The sequence below is a fragment of the Micromonospora musae genome (assembly GCF_003626635.1).
Lineage (GTDB): Bacteria > Actinomycetota > Actinomycetes > Mycobacteriales > Micromonosporaceae > Micromonospora > Micromonospora musae.
Genome location: NZ_RAZT01000011.1, coordinates 59,082 through 78,745, shown reverse-complemented (window position 1 = coordinate 78,745; position 19,664 = coordinate 59,082). Strand labels below are relative to the sequence as shown.

Annotated in this window: 18 protein-coding genes; 12 read left to right on the top strand and 6 right to left on the bottom strand. The window is 73.1% G+C overall.

What is annotated here, in order from left to right; translation table 11 throughout:
* Positions 1 to 12 precede the first annotated feature (12 nt).
* Positions 13 to 408: a VOC family protein gene (locus D7044_RS21955; RefSeq protein WP_120690076.1), complete on the top strand. Its 396-nt coding sequence runs from the start codon at positions 13 to 15 to the stop codon at positions 406 to 408.
* 135 nt (positions 409 to 543) lie between these two features.
* Here D7044_RS21955 and D7044_RS21950 read toward each other — a convergent pair whose 3' ends face one another.
* Both D7044_RS21950 and D7044_RS21945 read right to left on the bottom strand, forming a co-directional pair.
* Positions 544 to 1,755 carry an FUSC family protein gene (locus tag D7044_RS21950; RefSeq protein WP_120690075.1) on the bottom strand — a complete coding sequence of 404 codons (1,212 nt, stop codon included), beginning with the start codon at positions 1,753 to 1,755 and terminating at the stop codon, positions 544 to 546.
* A 94-nt stretch (positions 1,756 to 1,849) separates the two neighbouring features.
* Positions 1,850 to 6,346, bottom strand: a complete 4,497-nt coding sequence (locus D7044_RS21945) for a cation-translocating P-type ATPase (protein WP_120690074.1) — start codon at positions 6,344 to 6,346, stop codon at positions 1,850 to 1,852.
* Between the two features lie 216 nt (positions 6,347 to 6,562).
* Between D7044_RS21945 and D7044_RS21940 the strand changes: the two genes are divergently transcribed.
* From D7044_RS21940 to D7044_RS21915, 6 genes are all read left to right on the top strand, one after another.
* Entirely contained in the window at positions 6,563 to 6,823 is a 261-nt protein-coding gene (locus D7044_RS21940; RefSeq protein WP_233563563.1) for a hypothetical protein, read from the top strand.
* Positions 6,824 to 6,979: 156 nt separating this feature from the next.
* A complete protein-coding gene (locus tag D7044_RS21935) occupies positions 6,980 to 8,287 on the top strand; it encodes an MFS transporter (RefSeq protein WP_120690073.1) in 1,308 nt (435 codons plus the stop codon).
* 204 nt (positions 8,288 to 8,491) lie between these two features.
* Positions 8,492 to 9,142 carry a GAP family protein gene (locus D7044_RS21930; RefSeq protein ID WP_120690072.1) on the top strand — a complete coding sequence of 217 codons (651 nt, stop codon included), beginning with the start codon at positions 8,492 to 8,494 and terminating at the stop codon, positions 9,140 to 9,142.
* Positions 9,143 to 9,160: 18 nt separating this feature from the next.
* Entirely contained in the window at positions 9,161 to 9,946 is a 786-nt protein-coding gene (locus D7044_RS21925; RefSeq protein ID WP_120690071.1) for an SDR family oxidoreductase, read from the top strand.
* A 37-nt stretch (positions 9,947 to 9,983) separates the two neighbouring features.
* On the top strand, positions 9,984 to 10,178 hold the full coding sequence (locus D7044_RS21920) for a hypothetical protein (RefSeq protein WP_120683517.1): 195 nt from the start codon (positions 9,984 to 9,986) through the stop codon (positions 10,176 to 10,178).
* A gap of 150 nt (positions 10,179 to 10,328) precedes the next feature.
* A complete protein-coding gene (locus D7044_RS21915; protein ID WP_120690070.1) occupies positions 10,329 to 10,877 on the top strand; it encodes a YbaK/EbsC family protein in 549 nt (182 codons plus the stop codon).
* Positions 10,878 to 10,995: 118 nt separating this feature from the next.
* Here the strand turns inward: D7044_RS21915 and D7044_RS21910 are convergent, their stop codons facing one another.
* The 4 genes from D7044_RS21910 to D7044_RS21895 are packed head-to-tail and all read right to left on the bottom strand — an operon-like array spanning position 10,996 to position 14,384.
* Positions 10,996 to 11,631, bottom strand: a complete 636-nt coding sequence (locus D7044_RS21910) for a DsbA family oxidoreductase (protein WP_120683521.1) — start codon at positions 11,629 to 11,631, stop codon at positions 10,996 to 10,998.
* A 20-nt stretch (positions 11,632 to 11,651) separates the two neighbouring features.
* Positions 11,652 to 12,080 carry a SufE family protein gene (locus D7044_RS21905; RefSeq protein WP_120683523.1) on the bottom strand — a complete coding sequence of 143 codons (429 nt, stop codon included), beginning with the start codon at positions 12,078 to 12,080 and terminating at the stop codon, positions 11,652 to 11,654.
* Between the two features lie 56 nt (positions 12,081 to 12,136).
* Entirely contained in the window at positions 12,137 to 12,562 is a 426-nt protein-coding gene (locus tag D7044_RS21900) for a CBS domain-containing protein (protein WP_120683526.1), read from the bottom strand.
* A gap of 58 nt (positions 12,563 to 12,620) precedes the next feature.
* Positions 12,621 to 14,384: a proline--tRNA ligase gene (locus D7044_RS21895; RefSeq protein ID WP_120683528.1), complete on the bottom strand. Its 1,764-nt coding sequence runs from the start codon at positions 14,382 to 14,384 to the stop codon at positions 12,621 to 12,623.
* Positions 14,385 to 14,538: 154 nt separating this feature from the next.
* Here D7044_RS21895 and D7044_RS21890 point away from each other — a divergent pair, with 154 nt between their 5' ends.
* The 5 genes from D7044_RS21890 (at position 14,539) to D7044_RS21870 (ending at position 19,614) form a co-directional block, all read left to right on the top strand.
* Positions 14,539 to 15,069 carry a SigE family RNA polymerase sigma factor gene (locus tag D7044_RS21890; protein WP_120683530.1) on the top strand — a complete coding sequence of 177 codons (531 nt, stop codon included), beginning with the start codon at positions 14,539 to 14,541 and terminating at the stop codon, positions 15,067 to 15,069.
* Positions 15,066 to 16,247: a TolB-like translocation protein gene (locus D7044_RS21885; protein ID WP_120683532.1), complete on the top strand. Its 1,182-nt coding sequence runs from the start codon at positions 15,066 to 15,068 to the stop codon at positions 16,245 to 16,247. The genes D7044_RS21890 and D7044_RS21885 overlap by 4 nt, the downstream gene beginning before the upstream one ends.
* A gap of 326 nt (positions 16,248 to 16,573) precedes the next feature.
* Positions 16,574 to 17,701, top strand: coding sequence for a hypothetical protein (locus D7044_RS21880; RefSeq protein WP_120690069.1), 1,128 nt, complete (start codon positions 16,574 to 16,576; stop codon positions 17,699 to 17,701).
* 171 nt (positions 17,702 to 17,872) lie between these two features.
* Positions 17,873 to 18,640, top strand: a complete 768-nt coding sequence (locus tag D7044_RS21875) for an SGNH/GDSL hydrolase family protein (protein WP_120683536.1) — start codon at positions 17,873 to 17,875, stop codon at positions 18,638 to 18,640.
* A 71-nt stretch (positions 18,641 to 18,711) separates the two neighbouring features.
* Positions 18,712 to 19,614: a sulfurtransferase gene (locus tag D7044_RS21870; protein ID WP_120683538.1), complete on the top strand. Its 903-nt coding sequence runs from the start codon at positions 18,712 to 18,714 to the stop codon at positions 19,612 to 19,614.
* Positions 19,615 to 19,664: the final 50 nt, after the last annotated feature.

Here is a 19,664-nt window from a genome sequence, read left to right as displayed (position 1 = left end):
TAGCGTCGGCGGATATTCTCCGCGCCGCAGGTCAACATCTACTCGGCCGACGTCGTCCGCGCGGTCGAGTTCTATCGCGAGATCGGCTTCGAGGAGTCCTTCCGTACGCCGAGCGAGGGCATCCCGATCCACGTCGAGTTGAAGCTCGACGGATTCACGCTCGGCGTCGCCTCGGTGCAGTCGGCCCGTGCCGACCACGGGCTCGACCTCGACCTGGCCATGCCCGGCCGGGGCATGGAGATCGCACTGTGGACCGATGACACGGACGCCGCCCTCGCCCGGCTGGTCGCGGCCGGCGCCCGGGTGCTCTCGGAGCCGCACGACTGGCTAGGGACCCTTCGAGTCGCCTGGGTGGCCGATCTCGACGACAACCCGATCGAGCTGGTGCAGCGTCGACCGGTGGGCTGAGCGGGTACGTCTCGCCGCGCTCGACGGTGCGAACCTGCCGGACGACGCCTCTTCGTCGCCGCGTCTCGGCCGCACCGGTCGGCGCCCCGGAGCCGAGGGTGACCGTGCGGAGGCGGAGCGGTTCAGCGGAGCCGGTCAGCCGGCCGGCGGGTTTCGGTGCGGGTCGGACTGCGCCGACGCCACCTCACGAATCCTCCGCAGTGCCTCCGTCCGGTCCATCCCGGTCGCCTGCAACACGTCGCTGGCCGCGGTCCGGACCTGCCCCACGATCACGGTGCCGGAGAGGTGGGTCCCAGCGAGCTCGGCCTGCGTCGCGTGGGCGACCGCCCGCAGTGCGTGCCGGCGGGTGGCCTCGGGGCTCCAGCCGGAGAGCACCTCGTTCTGCAGGGCGTGCACGGCCGCCCCGAGTTCGTCGACGGCGTTCGGCAGGCCCTCCGGTATCGGCTCCCCGTCCTCGATCAGCACGACCACCCGCCGGGCCAGGACCCGCGTGTTCCAGACGGTCTGGTCCACCTCGGGCGCGCCCAGCTGGTAGTGCCGGACGGCACGCCGCCAGGGCCACCGAGCCGGAGCGAAGTTGACCGTCTCCTTCGCGCCGCCGAAGGCGTCCCAGAACCTCCCCAACTCGGCACCGACCCCCTGCGACCGGTTCAGCGCCCGGTTGGCCAGCTCGTGATCGCGACTCCGCAGCGCGGACGCCGTCTGCCCGAGCTGGTCGGCGAGCTGCCGCAGGGTCGGCGCCGCCACCCGTCGCATGATCCGGAGCGGGTTGATCGGCAACAGCAGCAACGTCACCGCCAGCCCGACGCCGCCACCGATGACCGCGTCGATGAAGCGGGGGAACTCGAGGGTGTGCCGCGACGACGAGAGGGCACCCAGGAGCACCGCGGTACCGCTGGCGTTGCCGACGACGCCGCCGCGAGTGCTGAGCGCGAGGGCCACCAGGATGGCCGCCGCGACGATCACGCCGGTCTGCCACACGCCGACACCGGTGACCTCGATCAGCAGGTCCGAGACGAAGATGCCGAGCGTCACCCCGGCGAGCAGTTCGATGGTGCTTGTCAGGCGCTGCCCGAGGGACGACGTGATCACGGCTACCGCGGCGGCCGGGGCGAAGATGGGACTCGGCATACCCGTGAGCCAGCGTGCGGCCGCCCAGGCCAGCGCCGCTGCCAGACCTGCTTGGACAGCGAGCAGGAATTTGATCTGAAGTTGCTGGATCCGGGCGCGGCCCGCGCTCCGGCCACGCTTGTCGACGCGTTCCAGTGCCTCGTCGAACCGCTCCGAATCGAGGCCCGCGCGCCGCGAACCGCGTCGGCCATCCCTCCGCTGCCGCCCTCCGTTCACCGGCGGCGGCTACCCGGAATACACCGCCCGCAATCGCGGGTGCGGCCGGGCTGCGGGTAGCGGATCATCCGGTGCGGTGTGGTCCGAGAGCCCGTCACCGCGACGAGGCAGGGCCGTCGGAGTCGTCCGCGTCTGAGCCGTCCGCGTCTGAGCCGTCCGGGTCCGAGCCGTCCGGGTCCGCCGGGCCGCCCTGAACCTGCGGCAGCCGCTCCACCAGCCGGCTCAACGCGCCGTTGGCGAAGGTCGCGCCGAACGCCGATCCGGTGGCGATGCCCCAGCCGATCGGTCCCAGCGGAGTGCAGCCGAAGAACTGGCTGAGCCCCGGTGTCTGCACGACCGCCGTGAGCGCGCCGAGCGAGACCGCAGTGGAGGCGAGCACCGCCGGGCTCGTACCCCCGGCCAGGACGGTCTGACCGAGCTGCGTACCGACCAGGGAGACCAGGGCCACCGTCCCCGCCCGGCGGGGCGAACCGGTGTACCGGGCCAGCGCCCACGCCGCGGTGGCACCGAGGGCGGTGGCCCCGGCGCGCAGCCCGATCTCCCGGTTGAGCGTCCCGCCCAACGAGGTGTCCGGCCCCTCCTTGAGCAGCCCGTCAGCGCGGTCGGCGCTCGGCGGGCGCACCGCGATGGCCAGCGCCGGCGCCAGGTCGGTGAGCAGGTTCACCAGCAGCAGTTGCCGTCCGTTGAGGGCCGACTGCCCGGTCGCCGCGGCGGTCAGCACGCTGAACGCGATCTCGCCGAGATTGCCGCCGACCAGGATGCTCAACGCGTGCCGGACCGAGGACCACATGGCCCGCCCCTCGGCCAGCGTCGCGATGATCGTCTCCAGCCGATCGTCCGTGACCACCAGATCGGCGGCGGCGCGGGCGGCCGGGGTGCCCCGCTGCCCGAGGGCGATGCCCACGTCGGCCAGACGGATGGCGGGGGCGTCGTTGGCGCCGTCCCCCGTCATGGCGACGGTGCGTCCGCACTTCTGCAGCGCCTGGATGATCCGCACCTTGTGGGCCGGGGTGCAGCGAGCCACCACGTCGGTGTGGGCCAGCCGCTCGGCGACGGCCTCGTCGTCGAGCTGGTCGAGTTCGGTCGCGGTCACCACCCGTTGTTCGTCGTGCTCGGTGATGGTGGCGGCTATCGCCTCGGCGGTCGCCGGATGGTCCCCGGTGATCATGATGGTGTGCACGCCGGCCTGCCGGATCCGGCGCACCGCCGGGGCGGCACTCTTACGCACGCCGTCGGCGAGGGCCAGGAACCCGACGAAGCTCATGTCGCGCACCTCGTCGTCGGTGATGGTCGGAGACTGCACCCCGCACTCGGCGACCGCCAGGATCCGGTGCCCGGCGCCGGCCCGCTCGGCGAGTATCCGCTCCAGCTCCGCCCGGCCGCCGTCGTCCAACGGCTCGTCGCGCCCGTCGCGGCGGCGGTACGCGCAACGCGGCAGCACCGACTCCGGGGCGCCCTTAACGCTCAGCAGCAGGCCGTCGTCGCTCTCCCCGACGCTCGCGTGGTAACCCCGGGACGGCTCGAACGGCAGCCCGCCGACCGGCCGCCAGCCGGGCGAGCCCGCCTGCTCGACCACGTTCCCGGCCGAGGCGCCGTGACGTACCGCCCGATCGGTCTGCTGGGTCAGCTCCTCGGGATCGACGGCACCGGGGGTGGCCCGCAACGCCGCCCCCAGGGTGAGCCGCAGCCGGTCGTCGAGCTGGTCCACCGCCGCGTACCGGTCGCCGTCACCCACCCCGGCCAGCTGCAGCTGACCCTCGGTGAGGGTGCCGGTCTTGTCGAAACAGAGCACGTCGACCCGGCCGAGCGCCTCGATCGTACGGGGGTTGCGGACCAACGCGCCGTGCTCGGCCAGCCGCCGGGCCGCCGCCAGCTGGGCGGCGCTCACCAGGAACGGCAGCCCCTCCGGCACGGAAGCCACCGCCAGGTTCGCGGCGGTCGCCGCGGTCTGCGCCAGCGGTACGCCCCGCAGCAGGCCCGCCCCCGCCACCGCGACCGCGGAGCCGGCCGCCAGCGGGATCGACGCCCGGGTCAGTTGACCGAGCCGGGCCTCCACCCCGCCGGCCGAGGGCGCCTGCCGGGCCATCGCGAGACTCCGGCCCGCCTCGGTCTCGGTGCCGGTCGCGACCACCACGGCGGTCCCGTTCCCGGCGGCGATCGTGGTGCCCTCGTACACCATGGAGTGCCGGTCCGCGACGGCGGCGGCGACCACCGGCTGCGCGGTCTTGCTGACCGGCAGCGACTCCCCGGTCAGTGAGGACTCGTCCGTCTCCAGGCCCACCGCCTCGATCACACGGCAGTCGGCCGGCACCGCGTCGCCCGGTTCCAGCCGGATGACGTCGCCGTTGACCAGGTCGTCCGCCGCCATCACCTGGTCGGCGCCGTCGCGCCGGACCCGGGCGGTGACCGCCGAGCGGGACAGCAGCTCCGCGAGGGAGCGTTCGGTGTTGCGCTGGTGCACCGCGCCGATCAGCGCGGACCCGCCGACCACCCCGCCGACCAGGGCGGCGTCGACGACCGAGCCGAAGGAGGCGGAGAGGATCGCGCCGGCGGCCAGCACCGGGGTGAGCGGGTTCGCCAGCTCGTCGACGAACGCCCGGAACAGGCTGCCCGTACCCCCCGCTTCGCCGGCCTCGCCGCGGTGCCGCCGCCCCGCCTCGTCGCCGGAGAGACCGTCCGCGGTGGTGGCCAGCCGGTCCAGGACGGTCGCCACCGGCATGAGATGCCAGGCGGTGGCGACCGGCGCCGGTGTGTCGTCCGGCTTCGGCAGCCGGCTCGCCCGCCACACGCCGTTGCCGAACGCCATCGCCGCCGCGCCGTTCACCGCGTGCAGGCTCCGGCTCGGCAACTGCTGCGGCGCGGCGGTGAACGCGTTGAGCGCGCCGAGACCCGTCCCGGCCATCGCGATTCGGATGTTCTCTCGGGTCATCCGCCGGGCCACGCCGGCCGCCTCGATGATTAGCGCCACCACCCGCAGGTCGGCGCCGATGAGCAGATGTGCGCCCCACGGCGGCAGGTCGTCCGGGCCGTAGAGGCCGAGCCCGCAGTCCGAGGCGCCGAGCGCTTCCCGGTCGCCGGAGGCGAGCATGACCGTCGCGCCGTCCCGCTGGAGCGTGCGTACCGTCTCCGTCAACCGGTCACCACCGGGCAGGACGGCGTCGGCGAAGTCGTACCGCTGCTCGTCGCCGCCGGCCACCACGAGCCGCAGACCGGCGTGGCGGGCGGCGGCGGGCAGGCCGTCGCCACCCGGGGCGGGCTCGGTCTCCACCCGGACCAGCGCGGCCAGCGTGCCCCCGGTGGCGAGGCCGAGCAGCCGGCCACCGCCGGAGCGGAGCCGGGCGCTCTCGTCGGTGTCACCCGGGTCGTCGGCCCCCAGCCGGTCCAGTGGCCCGATCCGCCAGCCGTCGACCTCGTACTCGCCGTCCGGGTCGGCGGGGTCGAAGAGGGCGAACGCGCGTTCGGCCACCTGACCGGTGTCCGCGCCGGGCAACGGGGCGAGATCGGCGAGGACACCCCGGTCCGAGCCGAGCACGGCGGCGTCCAGGACGAGGGTGTCGATCCGGTCGAGCTCGCGCAGCACACTGCGGTCCATCGCGATCACACCGCGGCGCGCCAGGACCCGGCCCAGTTGGGCGCCGTACCCCTCCCGGCCGCTCCCCGGCGCCTTCGGCAACGCGGAGAGCCCGAGCGCGGCGGCCCGTTTCCGGCCGACCACCGGCGCGGCTCCGGTGGCCGCCACCGCGCCCGCGGTCAGCATCCGGATCGCGTACCGCTCTAGCGGGCTGTCCGGCTTCGGTCTGGGCCGTTCGCTCACCGGCCAGCGGGAGACGGCCCGCTCCGGGTCACCGGTCAGCTCGGGTTCGGCCTTCTCCCAGAGGGCCAGCTGGGCCCGGTCCTCACCCCACTGAAGGATCCGCTGGGCGCCGTCGAGGACGATCCCGGTCCACCCTCCGGTGAGACCCTGCACCACCGCCTCGGCGAGCGGGAAGATCAGGTCCGCTCGGGGATCGGCGCGCAGCCCCCGGCCGGCCAACGCGTGCAGTCGCGGATGCAGGTCCACGGCGCCCAGCAGGCCGGCCACCTCGCCGGGCACCGGCGTGAACGGCAGGATCCGGGTGGCCGCGGAGATGGTCAACCCCAGTGCGTCGGAGGCGAGCGCGCCGAGGGTACGGGGGGTACGCGGGCCCTCCTCGGGCGGATGCGGCGGCGGCACCTCCCGATCCGGTTCGTACGGGCAGGCACGTTCGGCGCGGACGATCGTGGCGATCAGGTCGCGCAGCTTCGGTTCGGGCGACTCGACGGCCACCACGACCCGCCCGGACGGCGCGTTCACCCGGGCCCACGCCACGCCGGGCGTCTGCTCCAGCGCCGACTCGACCTGCCGGGCGAGGGTGTCGCCGCCGTCCTGGCAGACGCCGTGCACCTCGATGTGGTGCCGTCCCGGCCGGGACCACACCCGCCGGCCCGTCAGGCCGACCAGCCGAGCCATCCGCGCGGCCGCGGAGCCCACGGTCTGCGTCGCCTCCTCGACGAGCTTCGGCACGCCGACCGGTGCGAGGAGTCGAGCGGCGGCGCGGGTCGGCGGGATCATCGAGGCGTACGGCCGGACCGGTGCCGGCGTGACTCCCCTGCCCAGCTCTCCCTGGCGTACGCCATTTCGCCTCCCACCCGTCGCGTCCGGCGGCCTGGCTTCCCGCACTGCCGTCCGTTATGCCCTCCCGGTGGGGGAAATTCCCGCCGTTGACGGCGCATGGACCGGATCGCCGGTGGAATGCGGTCGCTGGTAGGAGTCAACGGGGAGGCCGAAATGAGCACAGTGACCCGACATCTCAACGGGGCCCGCGAGACGGTGCAGATGTACAACCGGCGGGTGCAGGTGCCGCTGCTGGGCGAGCTGGCGGTCCCGCCCGCCGACAAGATCGCCTACTACGGCGGGCTCGGGCTGCTCGCCGCGCTCCAGATCATCGAGTGGCCGGTGGCGCTGGTGATCACCGCCGGCCATCTCCTGGCCGATCAGCATTTCTCCGGACTGGTGAAGGGCATCGGCGAGGCGCTGGAGAGCGCCTGACGGGGGATCCGCCCCACACGCGGGTTGACCTGAATCGGGGTTGAGGTCGCAAGCTGGGCGCATGTCGATCGAAGCGTTCAGCTCCGGCCCTTCGGGCCCGAAGTGACGGCAACCCTCGCTCCCCGACCGGGTCTCTTCACCCCACGGCTGCGTGCGATGACGGTGGGCAGCGTCGCGCTCATCTCGTTGCTCGCCTTCGAGGCGTTGGCGGTCGGTACGGCGATGCCGACCGTGGCCCGCAGCCTGGACGGTCTCGCCCTGTACGGGTTGGCCTTCGGCGGTCCCTTCGCCACGGGCGTGCTCGCCATGGTGCTCTCCGGCATCTGGTGCGACACCCGTGGACCGGGCACGCCGATGTGGCACGGGCTGCTCTGGTTCGTGGCGGGGTTGGTCGTCGCCGGCACGGCGTCGGCGATGGAGGTGCTGGTCGTCGGCCGGGTGGTGCAGGGCTTCGGCTCGGGGCTGCTCTCCGTGGCGCTGTACGTGATCGTCGGGCAGGCGTACCCGGAGGAGCTGCATCGGCGGATCTTCGCGGCGTTCGCCGCGGCGTGGGTCGTGCCGTCGCTGGTCGGTCCGGCGCTGGCCGGGCTGGTCGTGGAGCACCTGCACTGGCGCTGGGTCTTCCTCGCGGTACCGGTGGTGGCCGTGCCGGCGGCGCTGCTCATCCGGCCCGGCCTGCGGTCCATCGCGGTAACGGCGGTGACCAGGGTGCCGGCGGGTGCGGTGGCGCGGATCGGCTGGGCGTGCGGGGCGGGGGTGAGCGCGGCGCTGTTGCACATCGGGGGCCAGCAGCGCGGCGCGTCCGCCGTGGCGCTCTCGGCGGTCGCGATCGCCGGCCTGCTGATCTGCGCACCGCGCCTGCTGCCGCCGGGGTCGCTGCGGGCCGCCCGGGGGCTGCCCACCGTGATCGGGCTGCGCGGGCTCGCCTCGGCGGCGTTCGTCGGCGCCGAGGTGGTCATACCGCTGATGCTCTCCCGGGAGCGTGGTCTCTCACCGACGGCGGCCGGGCTGGTGTTGACGGTCGGGGCGCTGTTCTGGTCGGCGGGCTCCTGGATACAGGGGCGCCGGACGGCACCGGCCTCCCGGGCCAGCCTTCCGCGCGCCGGGCTGGCCTGCCTCACCGCCGGGATCGGCACGGTGGCGCTCACGCTCGTGCCGGGTACGCCGGTCGCTGTGGCAGTTCTCGGCTGGGCCGTCGCCGGGCTGGGCATGGGCCTGCTCTACCCGTCGCTGTCGGCCCTCACCCTGGAGCTCTCCGCCCCCGGGGAGCAGGGCCGCAGCAGCTCTTCCCTGCAACTCTGCGACTCGCTCGGCGCGGCGACCGTGCTGGCGCTCACCGGCGCCGTGCTCGCCTCCGGCTCCGCTCCCGCCGCGGGGAGCTTCCTGGTCACCCTCGCGATCTCGGCGGCGTTGGCCCTCTGCGGGGTCCTGCTCTCCAACCGCGTGACCCCGGCCCGCGCCTGACCCGGCCCGCGCTTGAGGGCCGGCCCGCGCTTGACCTGGCCTGCGCTTGACCTGGCCCGCGTCTGTCTGACCCGGTCTTGGCTGCTCGGGGTGGCGCCTGACCCGGTCGGGGCCGCTCGGGTAGCGGCCGACTTGGCCGGGAGCGACCGGGGCCGGGGCGAACCGGCTTCGGTGGGCGTCCGGGGCGGGAAGGATGGGCGCAGGATGAACTTCCTGACCGTCCTGCCGCTGGCCGTGGTGATGGTCGCCGGGACGCAGTTCGTCGCGGCGGTGCTGCTCCCCTCGGCCGATCGCCCGCGCGCGGCGCCGCTCGGATATCTGGGCGGGGTGGGCGCGGTGGTCACCGTCGGGGTGACTGTCGGTTGGCTCGTCACGAGGGTGGTGCGGGGCTTCGCCGACCGGGCGGCGACCGACGTCGGTCATCTGGAGCGCACCGCGCGGCGGATCGACTGGGCGGTGCTGGCGCTGCTGGCCGTGCTCGCGGTGGTCGTCTACCTGCGCCGCCGGCAGACCGGCACGCCACGCTGGTTGACCACGCTCCAGCACGCCGGACCGGGTCGGGCGGCCCGCCTCGGCGCGTTCCTCGTCGCCACCTCGCCGTCGGACGACCTCACCATGGCGGCGGTCGGCGCGAGCGTCGCCCGGCACGACCTCTCGTGGTGGCACCTGCTGCCGTTCGTCGGGCTGACCCTCGGGCTGCTGGCGCTACCCCTGCTCGCCCTGCTGCTGGCGGGTCGGCGCGCCGCCCCGTTGCTGCCCCGGATCCGGCGGTGGTCCGATCGGAACGCCTGGGTGATAAGCGAGGTCGTGATCGTGTTCTACGTGTTGGTGACCGTGCTCGACCTGCTGCGCTGAGAGTTCGAGGAGGATCGGATGAGGGTGTTGGTCACCGGAGCGGGCGGTCGCCTCGGGCAGGCGGTGCTGCCGCGGCTGCTCGACGACGGCTTCACCGTGCGGGCCACGAGCCGGCGGCCGCGCAGCGATCCGGCGCTGGAGTGGGCGGTGGCCGACCTGGCGACCGGGACGGGGCTGGCCGAGGCGGTGTCCGGGGTGGACGCGATTCTGCACCTGGCCACCGAGCCCAGCTCGGGGCGGCGCGCCTACCAGGTCGACGTGCTCGGCACCCGCCGGCTGGTGGTCGCCGCCGGTCGGGCCGGCGTACGGCACCTGGTGTACACCTCGATCGTCGGCGTGGACAAGGTGCCCATCCCGTACTACCGGCACAAGCTCGCCGCCGAGCAGGTGGTCGCGGCCGGTCCGGTGCCCTGGTCGGTGCTGCGCGCCACCCAGCTCCCGGAGTTCCTCGACGAACTGCTCCGGACGGCCAGCCGGCTCGGCCCGACGATCGGTGACCCGGGCATACTCGCCCAGCCCGTCGACCGGGGCGAGGTCGGCGTACGGCTGGCGGCCCGGCTCGCCGCGGGACCGCTGGGCGGCGTCGAGGAGCTCGGCGGCCCCGAGGTGCTCCGCTTCGACGAGGCGGTACGCGCCTGGCGGACCGCCCGGCGTTCGCGTCGACCGCTGCTGCCGGTACGCGTACCGGGGCGGCTCGGCCGGGCGCTACGCGACGGTGGGCTGGTCAGCACGGCCCTGCCCTGGGGCGTCCGTACCTGGGGCGACTATCTGGCGGACACGTACGGGGGAACCGGGCGGAGATGAGAACGTGTCTGGTTCACGTTCGACCTAGCGTGACGACATGGTCGCTGTCTTCGTCGCTGTCATCCTCTACTGTTTCGGTTTCGTCTTCCTCTACGGCGTGATCCGGCTCGCCGTCCGGCAGGCTCTGGAGGACCTGGAGGTGCGTCGGGCCCAGGCGCTGCGGGCGGAGGAGCTCGCGGCCCACCGGGACCGGACGTTCCTCAAGGAGAACGCCTTCCTCGCCGGGAGCTGAGTGCCCCCGCGAGTGGCCACGCCACCGGTGTGGCCACTCGGTGTCGGCGGTGGTGCTCGGTCGGCCTCGGTCCCGGTCGTGGATCGGTGGGCGTGGCGTGGCTGACCGGCTGGTCGACGCGGCCCGGCGGGTGGAAGGATCACATCCGTGATGGGGACGTTGAAGACCGAACCGGCCCGGACCCGCCCCGACCTGCTCGCCCCGCCGGTCGCCGCGGCGCTCGGGGAGTGGCCCGCCGACGCTCCGGTGGACGTGGACGAGGTGCTGGTCGCGCCGATCGACGCCGAGCTCGCCGACACCGCCGCCTTCTGCGCGGCGTACGACGTCGGGTTGGACGTCTCGGCCAACTGTGTGGTGGTGGCCGGCAAGCGGGAGGGCGTGGTCCGCTACGCGGCCTGCATCATCCTCGCCACCACCCGGGCCGACGTGAACGGCGTCGCCCGGCGCGCGCTCGACGTGCGCAAGGCCAGCTTCGCGCCGATGGCGGATGCGGTCGAGCTGACCGGCATGGAGTACGGCGGGATCACCCCGATCGGCCTGCCGGCCGCGTGGCCGATCCTTGTCGACTCCCGGGTGATCGCCACGCCGCACGTCATCATCGGCTCCGGCGTACGGCACAGCAAGATCGCGCTGCCCGGCCCGGCGCTCGGGGCGCTGCCCAACGCCCGGGTGGTCGAGGAGCTGGCCCGGCCCGCCTGACCGGCGGCAAACTCCCGGCCGGGGTGCTCACCGGCGTCGATACCGTTGCACGTGAAACATCATCGATGTCGATTTCGCCCGGCCGGGCGGGTTCACCGCCGGCCGGGCGAGCGTGGGCTCACTGCCCGCCCGACTCCAGGCGCTCGACCTCGGCCAGCGCGGCGAGCAGCGTCTGCGGCTCCTGCGCGCCGCTGATTCCGTACTTGCTGGCGAGCACGAACATCGGCACGCTGCTGATGCCGAGGTCGTGGGCCTTGGCCAGCTCGGCGGCGACCTCCTTCGTGCCCTCGTCCGAGTCGAGGAACCGGCGCGCGTCGGCGGCGTCCAGCCCGACCTGCTCGGCGAGTTCGGCGAGCGCGTCCCGCGAGCCGATGTCGATTCCGCCCACGAAGTGCGCCTGGTAGAGCGCCTCCACCATCTCGCCGGACCGGCCGCGCTCGGTGGCGTACGCGACGAGCCGGTGGGCGTCGAAGGTGTTCGCGGCGATAGCCCGGTCGTAGTCGAGCCGCAGCCCCGCCCCGGCCGCCGCCTCGGTGACCCGCGCGACCATTTGCCGGGCGTTCGCCGGGCCGCCGAAGCGGGCGCCGAGCGCCTCGACCACGGGCACCGGCTCGGACACTGGCGACGGATCCAGCTGGAACGGCCGGTAACGCACGGTCACCTCGCCGTCGTACGAGGCGAGGGCCTCCTCCAGTCGGCGCTTGCCGATGTAGCACCAGGGGCAGACCACATCGGCGTAGATCTCGATCTCCATGATCGGTGGCAACTCCCGGGTCAGCCGAGTTGTTCCCGCACCTGGCGCTTCAGCCGCGCCAGGATCGCCGTGCCGCCGCGCACCCGCAACGGGCTGATCGCCTGGGCCAGGCCCATCCGCTGGTAGAGGTCGTCCGGGACGGCGAGCACCTGGTCGGCGCTCGCCCCGGCCAGCCCCTCGGCGAGGATGCCGGCGAAGGCGCGGGTGGTGGGCGCCTCGGGCGGGCAGTCGAAGAGCGTCTCCACCGTCTTCTCGGGTGTCACCCGGGCGCGCAGGAAGAACGCGGTCTGGCACTCCGGCACCTGCTCCATCCCCTCCCGCTCCGGCGCGTCGGGCGGAAGCTGCGGGATGACGTCGGCGTACTCGAGCAGCATCTCCAGCACCAGGTCGCGGGGTGCGGCGGCGAACTCGTCGACGATCTCGGCCAACCTGGCCGGCATGGCGGACATGCGGTCGAGGCTACCCCCGTCGACACCTGGCCTCCCCGGCAAGGAAGAGGCCCTCCTCACACCGTGGGCGACTGCTCGCTGATCTCGCTGAGGGCGGACTGCGGGTCGAGCTGCATCGCCAGGTCGCCGAGGGAGACGATGCCGACCAGCTTGCGGTCGCTGTCACAGACCAGCACCCGCCGGATGCCGCGTTCCCGCATCAGCGCCGCCGCCTCCCCGGCCGTCGCGTGCTGCTCGATCATCACCACCTCCCGGGTGGTGATCGAGCCGATCGTGGTGGTGGACGGGTTCGCGCGTTCGGCCACCGCGCGGACCACGATGTCCCGGTCGGTGAGCATGCCGGCGAGGCTGGCGCCGTCGGTGACCACGACATCGCCGATGTCAGCCTCCCGCATCACCGCCGCTGCCTCGTCCAACGTGGTCTCCGCCGGCAGGTAGACGACCTGCCTCGTCATCACGTCACTGACCCGGTAACCGGTCATGAGAGTCCTCCGCAACACGTACGCGCCGATCCGGATTCGGTACCCCGTAACACGCCGACTACACCCGGTGCGTGACAGACACCTCGTCGACTATCCGCCGCACCAACCCGTCGAGCGGCAACTCGGCCCGCTCGCCGGTGGCCCGGTCGCGCAACTCGACGTACCCGTCGGCGAGCCGGCGCCCGACCACGACGGTGCGCGGCACACCGATCAGCTCGGCGTCGGTGAACTTCACCCCCGCCGAGACGCCGGAGCGGTCGTCGACCAGCACCCGCAGGCCCGCCGCGGAGAGCCGCGTCCCGAGGTCGATCGTCGTCTCCAGCTGCGGCCCCTTGCCGGCGGCCACGACGTGCACGTCGCACGGTGCGACGGCCGCCGGCCAGACCAGCCCGCGATCGTCGTGGTGCTGTTCGGCGACCGCGGCGACCGCCCGGGACACGCCGATCCCGTAACAGCCCATGGTCGGGCGGACCGGCTTGCCCTCCGCGCCGAGCACGTCGACGGCGAAGGCGTCGGTGAACCGGCGGCCGAGCTGGAAGATGTGCCCGATCTCGATGCCGCGCCGGATGGTCAGCGCGCCGGACTCGCAGGCCGGGCAGGGGTCGCCGGGGCGCACCTCGGCGGCCTCGATCGTGCCGTCCGGGGTGAAGTCCCGGCCACTGACGACTCCGGTGGCGTGCCGCCCCGGCTCGTTGGCCCCGGTCAGCCAGGCAGTGCCCGGCGCGACCCGCGGGTCGACCAGGTAGCGCAGGCCCAGCTTGTCGAGGATCTGCGGGCCGAGGTAGCCGCGGACCAGTTCGGGATGCCCGGCCCACTCCTCGAAGACGGTCACCGTGGCCGGGTGCAGCGCCGCGCCGACCCGCTTCAGGTCGACCTCCCGGTCGCCCGGCACGCCGATCACCAGCAGCTCGACCTCGTCCGCGCCTGGCCGGTGTACGGAGAGCACGATGTTCTTCAGCGTGTCGGCCGCCGTCCAGTCGCCGCGACCGGCGAGGCGGCGGGCGTTGGCCAGCTCGACCAGACCGGCGATGGTGGGCGTCTCCGGCGTGTCGTGCACCTCGGCGTCCGGGTACGCCTCCGGGTCACCGGCCGCCGGGGCCCGGGTGGTGACGGCCTCGGTGTTCGCCGCGTAGTCGCACACCGTGCAGCCCACGAAGGTGTCCTCGCCGACCGGGGTGGCGGCGAGGAACTCCTCCGACGCCGAGCCGCCCATCGCACCGGACATCGCGTGCACCACCGTGTAGTCCAGACCCAGCCGGTCGAAGATCCTCCGGTAGGCGTCTCGGTGCCGGTCGTACGCGGCCTGGAGGCCCGCCTCGTCCAGGTCGAACGAGTAGGCGTCCTTCATCAGGAACTCGCGCCCACGCAGCAGGCCGGCCCGCGGCCGGGCCTCGTCCCGGAACTTGGTCTGGAGCTGGAAGAGCGTCGCCGGAAAGTCCCGGTACGAGGTGAAGAGGTCCTTCACCAGCAGCGCGGCCATCTCCTCGTGGGTCGGGGCGAGCAGGTGCTCGGCACCCTTGCGGTCGGCGAGAGTGAAGATGTCGTCCCCGTACTCGGCCCACCGGCCGCTGGTCCGGTACGGCTCCGCCGGCAGCAGCGCCGGGAAGTGCACCTCCTGGCCGCCGATGGCCGCCATCTCCGAGCGGACCACCTCGCTGATCCGGTCCAGCACCAGCTTGCCGAGCGGCAGCCAGGTGTAGCCGCCCGGAGCTGCGCGCCGGATGTAGCCGGCGCGCAGCAGGAGCCGGTGGCTCGGCACCTCCGCGTCCGCCGGGTCCTCGCGGAGGGTCCGGAGCAGCAGGGTCGACATGCGCAGCAGCATTGGCGCAGCTTACGAGCGGTGTGAAGGGGTCGGCGACCCAATTGCGCCGTCTGTCGTCGAGACTTTCGCGCGAATCCGGCTGCCCGGACGGCAACTCGGCGATCCCGAGTTCGCGTCTGGGAGGTCGTCAACGACTACCCAAGGATCGGCTTGTGTGGACCCCTTGCTGAATGAGTTCGACTCGTTCGTCCGTACCCGAACGCCAGCCCTGCTGCGCTCGGCGTACCTGCTGACCGGTGATCAGCACCTCGCCGAGGACCTGGTCCAGTCGGCGCTGGCCCGTACCCACCGGTCGTGGAACCGGCTGCACCACAGCGGCAACGCCGAGGCGTACACCCGCAAGACCATGTACCACCTGCAGGTCTCCTGGTGGAGGCGGCGGCGGGTACCCGAGTCGATGACGGGCGACCTGCCCGAACCCCGCGGAGGCGACTCGGGCCCCGACCATGCCAGCCAGACGACTCTGCGACTCACGCTGCGGGCCGCTCTGGCCAAGCTGTCTCCGAAACAACGCGCGGTACTGGTGCTGCGCTACTTCGAGGACCGCACCGAGGTCGAGGTCGCCGAGCTGCTCGGCGTCACCGTCGGCACCGTGAAGAGCCAGACCTCCAAGGCCCTGGCCAAGCTGCGCAGCGTGGCCCCCGAGCTCGCCGAGCTGTACGTCCTGGAAGGAAGCGCCCGATGAACGATCAGCGTCTTCGGCTCGACCTGGCCGACCTGGCTGAGGAGGTCACCCCGGTCGACCTGCGGGACCGCGCGCTGCGGACGTCCCGCCGAATCGGCACTCAGCGCGCCGTCGCCACCTCCGCCGCAGTCGTGTTGATGCTGGCCGCGGCGACCGGCACCGCCTTTGCGATCCTGCCCGGCCGAGGGGCGGACCCGCTTCCGGCGACCACCCCGTCCATCACCGCGAGCCCGTCACCCTCCGCGTCCCCGACCCCGTCGGTCAGTACCGACCCGTCCACCCCCAGCTCTGGCGCACCGGCGTCACTGGGCGACACCGCCACCTTCGACCGGCTGTTCTACGTCCCGGAGGACGTGACGCCCGGGGCGCAGAGTGTGCGGCTGCGCTCCTGGCGGCCCGGTGACGACCCGACGCGACTGGCGTCGCTGCCGCAGGTTCCGGCGCTGACCAGCGCCAGCGTCTCTCCGGACGGCCAGCGGGTCGCCTGGGTGGAGGATGGCGACCAGCCGACTCTGTACGTGGCGAATGTCGACGGCTCGGGCAGGAAGCCGATGGTCGTCGGGGCGGACCGCGCCTGCGTCACCCCGACCTGGTCACCGGATTCCCGCCATCTGTTGTTCCGGGAGAGCGCGGACGACACGGGAGTTCCGCGCCGCTACGGCGTCCTGGACACACGGTCCGCGAAGAAGACGGTGCATTGGTGGACCGCCGAACCCGAGGCGTGCCACGCTCTCTGGTCGGCCGATGGCAACACCATCGCCATGAACACCAGCGCCGGGGTGACCCTCTTCGACCCGGACGGCAAGCGGAAGCGTGACGTACCGGGGCTGAGCCACAACGGCAACTGGTGGAGCGGTCACATCGCCAGCATCGCCCCGAACGGATCCCGGATCGCTCTGTACCGCTTCCACCCGCAGGAGGAGGACCAGCGAGACGTCGCCAGGTTCCTGCGGGCCAGCGCGGTGCTGGACACGCGTACCGGCAAGGCGGTCAGTCTGCCCCTGGGTGGGCGGGAACTGCGTCAGGTCTTCTTCCAAGCGGACGGCTCGATGGTGGTCCGAGTGCGCAGCGGAGGCCACTCCACCCTGATCCTCGTGGACGAGGACGGGACGAAGATCAGCGAGGAGGCCGAGCCGTCGAGCCTCACGAACATGCAAATCATCGGGACGGCCGGCTAGGCACGGCTGATCGACTCCGAGTCGGCGATGTGGTGGTGTCCCCGCGTTGGGATGCCGCCACATCGCCGTTCCGGCGCGGGTTCTGGGTCAGAGGCGATCGGCGTGGTCGAACGACTTCCAGGTGCGTGGTGAGCACGGGTTCTTCCTGTCGCGTTCCATGACGACGCCGGGGTGGTTGGGTCCAGACGCCTGCCAGTGCCCGGATGGTTGCCGTCCAGGGCCGGAAAAAGCTGTCGGATAACAGCATTCACCAGCGGCAACTGTGCTCCACAGGAGACGCGTCATGGGTGGCGTCACAACGAGATCACCTTCCCGGAGGCAACCCCATGGATCGCAACATCACCCCCCGTGTCCGCGTCGCCCCGCGCGCGTTGATGGCTGCCGCCGCGCTGGTGCTGCTTCCCGTAGCCGCCTCCGGGTGCGCCGCGCCGGCACCGGCGAACGAGATTCCCCCGCTGCCGGCCACCGCCCCCGCCACCGAGCCGGCGCACGCGGTCCTCGCGGCCGGCAGCGGCGGTGCCGGCGGGTCCACTCCGCCGGCGGCGGCATCCCGTCCGACGTCGCCGTCCCCCTCGGCCGTCGCCGTCCGAAAGAGCTGGCCGCAGCTCGCCTGGCACTCCGAGCCGGAGTACGGAGTCGCCGGCGGTGCGCCCGCTCGGGTTTGGCGGAGCACGCCGGACGGGCGCTGGGAGCTCGTCCGCGAGGCGAGCAGCGCCGACCCGGATGTCGAGGGCAAGGTGGTCGCCTCTCCGGACGGCCGGCGGGCGGCCTGGCTCTCAGCGAAGCCGAACCGGCTGGCGATCAGCCGCTTCGAGGGTGGGTCGGTCGTCTCCGTTCCGCTCCAGGGCACCCTCGATTGCGCGCCGCAGTGGCTGGACAATCTCACCCTCGTCTACGCCGAGGGCCAGCAGGGTGACTGGACGGTGATCGAGACCAGGGCCGACCGCGCCACCCGAAACGTCATCGCGACGCACCAGGCCACCTGCCCGATCGCCGGGCACAACCTGATCGGCTTCGTCCAGGACCGGACGCTGCGGGTCGGCGACGGCAGCGGCGCCTTCCGTACGGTGGCGCCGCGCATTCCGGCCAACCTCAGGATCCACGGCCTGGCCGGCTTCTCCCTGGACGGCCGGAGCCTCGTGATCAGCGCTCACGTGCCGAACGCCGGCGAGTGCGCCTGCACCTGGCGGATCCGCAACTACCAGGTGACCCTCGCCACCGGTGCGGCCACCGAGCTGGCGCCGCTCGACCCGGCCTGGCGCGAGGCGACCGGCCACGGGATTGCCGAGCACGTGACGTTCCGGCCGGACGGGACGTTGCTCGCGCAGATCAACACCGCCACCCCCACCGACGACGCGCCCGCCTACCGGCTGGTCCGGTACGCCGCCGACGGACGGGTGCTGGCGAGCCTGCCGGTCCCGGCCGGCACCCCGTGGGGCCGCCTGCTCGGCTGACCACGGACGCGGACGGACGACGGGCCACACCGACGGGGGGTGGCCCGTCGTCGTACGTCCGCTGGGCGGGTGTCACGTGTGCCACGTTCCTCCGCTGGAGGGCACCGCCGGACGGGCCCTCGGTGCCAAACTGGTCGCCGCAGGCAACCAGGGAGCGTGAAGGAGGCCGCCGTGCGTTGGCGCAGCTTCGTGGCGGTGGGCGACAGCTTCACCGAGGGAATGGACGATCCGTACCCGGACGGCAGCTACCGGGGCTGGGCGGACCTGGTCGCGACCCGGCTGGCCGCCGAGGCCGGCCCGGATTTCCGGTACGCGAACCTCGCCATCCGCGGTCGGCTCTTCCCGGACATCGTGGCGAACCAGGTTCCCGAGGCGCTCGCCATGAAACCGGACCTGGTCAGCTTCGCCGCCGGCGGCAACGACGTGCTGCGCCGCACCTTCGACCCGGAGACGCTGGTCGCCCGGTTCGACGAGATCGTGGGAAGGTTCCGGGCGACCGGCGCCGACGTGGTGATCTTCCGGTTCGCCGACGTGATGGCCCGGCTGCCCGGCCAGCGCCTGGTCAAGCCCCGGGTGGAGCTGCTCAACCGGGCGGTCGGCGAGGCCGCCGAACGGCACGGCGCGATCATGGTCGACCTGTACGCGGACGACACCTACCTCAACCCCACGCTCTGGGGCATCGACCGGCTGCACCTCTCGGCGGCGGGGCACCGGCGGGTCGCCGGCCAGGTCCTCGACGCGCTCGGGGTCGGCTGCGACGAGCAGTGGCTCCTGGTCCCACCACACCCGGCGCCGACGCCGTGGCTGGCCGCCCGCGCGGCCGACGCGCGCTGGGCCGGCCAGCACCTGGCACCGTGGATCAAGCGTCGGCTCACCGGCCGCTCGTCCGGGGACACCGTCACCGCGAAACGCCCGCTGCTCGGCCCGATCTCCGACTGACCGCTGCCCGGCCTGCCTGGCCGGTCACGTTTACGGGTTGACGCCGGGGAGTCCGGCGTACCTTGGGCATCATGTCTGTGCCGAGCGATCCTGATTCCCGTCTCCAGGCGTACGCGGACCCGCAGCGCCTGGTCACCACCGCCTGGCTGGCCGAGCACCTCGGCGACGAGGGCCTCGTCGTCATCGAGTCCGACGAGGACGTCCTGCTCTACGACACCGGCCACATCCCCGGCGCCGTCAAGGTGGACTGGCACCTGGAGTTGAACGACCAGGTGACCCGGGACTACCTGGACGCCAAGAGCTTCGCCGAGCTCTGCGCCGCCAAGGGCATCGGCCGCGACGACACCGTCGTCTTCTACGGTGACAACTTCAACTGGTGGGCCGCGTACGCCCTCTGGGTCTTCTCCCTCTTCGGCCACGCGGACGTACGGCTGCTCGACGGTGGCCGGCAGAAGTGGATCGCCGAGGGGCGGGAGCTGAGCCGCGACAAGGTGAGCCGACCGCGGGCCGACTATCCGGTGCCGCAGCGGGACGACGCCCCGATCCGGGCGTACCGCGAGCAGGTGATGGCGCACGTGGCCGCGGGCCGTCCGCTGGTCGACGTCCGATCGCCCGGCGAGTACACCGGCGAGATGCTGCACATGCCGGACTATCCGCAGGAGGGCGCGCTGCGCGGCGGGCACATCCCGGGCGCGGTGAACAAGCCGTGGAAGTCCGCGGCCAACGACGACGGGACGTTCAAGTCCCCGGACGAGCTGCGTGCCATCTACGCCGACCAGCTCGGGTTGAGCCCGGACGACGACATCGTGGCCTACTGCCGGATCGGGGAGCGCTCCAGCCACACCTGGTTCGTGCTACGGCACCTGCTCGGCTACCCGCAGGTGCGCAACTACGACGGCTCGTGGACCGAGTGGGGCAACCTGGTCCGCGCCCCCGTCGTGCAGGGTGACCAGCCCGGTGGCCTGAACCCCTGACCTCGGTCGACGGAAAGGGCCCGATCGCGCCGGTTCCGGTGCGACCGGGC

Coding starts and splice junctions, on each gene's coding strand:
- D7044_RS21945 (WP_120690074.1), bottom strand. CDS start 6,346: ATGATCCCGCCGACCCGCGCCGCCGCTCGACTCCTCGCACCGGTCGGC.
- D7044_RS21940 (WP_233563563.1), top strand. CDS start 6,563: ATGAGCACAGTGACCCGACATCTCAACGGGGCCCGCGAGACGGTGCAG.
- D7044_RS21935 (WP_120690073.1), top strand. CDS start 6,980: ATGACGGTGGGCAGCGTCGCGCTCATCTCGTTGCTCGCCTTCGAGGCG.
- D7044_RS21930 (WP_120690072.1), top strand. CDS start 8,492: ATGAACTTCCTGACCGTCCTGCCGCTGGCCGTGGTGATGGTCGCCGGG.
- D7044_RS21925 (WP_120690071.1), top strand. CDS start 9,161: ATGAGGGTGTTGGTCACCGGAGCGGGCGGTCGCCTCGGGCAGGCGGTG.
- D7044_RS21920 (WP_120683517.1), top strand. CDS start 9,984: ATGGTCGCTGTCTTCGTCGCTGTCATCCTCTACTGTTTCGGTTTCGTC.
- D7044_RS21915 (WP_120690070.1), top strand. CDS start 10,329: ATGGGGACGTTGAAGACCGAACCGGCCCGGACCCGCCCCGACCTGCTC.
- D7044_RS21910 (WP_120683521.1), bottom strand. CDS start 11,631: ATGGAGATCGAGATCTACGCCGATGTGGTCTGCCCCTGGTGCTACATC.
- D7044_RS21905 (WP_120683523.1), bottom strand. CDS start 12,080: ATGTCCGCCATGCCGGCCAGGTTGGCCGAGATCGTCGACGAGTTCGCC.
- D7044_RS21900 (WP_120683526.1), bottom strand. CDS start 12,562: ATGACCGGTTACCGGGTCAGTGACGTGATGACGAGGCAGGTCGTCTAC.
- D7044_RS21895 (WP_120683528.1), bottom strand. CDS start 14,384: ATGCTGCTGCGCATGTCGACCCTGCTGCTCCGGACCCTCCGCGAGGAC.
- D7044_RS21885 (WP_120683532.1), top strand. CDS start 15,066: ATGAACGATCAGCGTCTTCGGCTCGACCTGGCCGACCTGGCTGAGGAG.
- D7044_RS21880 (WP_120690069.1), top strand. CDS start 16,574: ATGGATCGCAACATCACCCCCCGTGTCCGCGTCGCCCCGCGCGCGTTG.
- D7044_RS21870 (WP_120683538.1), top strand. CDS start 18,712: ATGTCTGTGCCGAGCGATCCTGATTCCCGTCTCCAGGCGTACGCGGAC.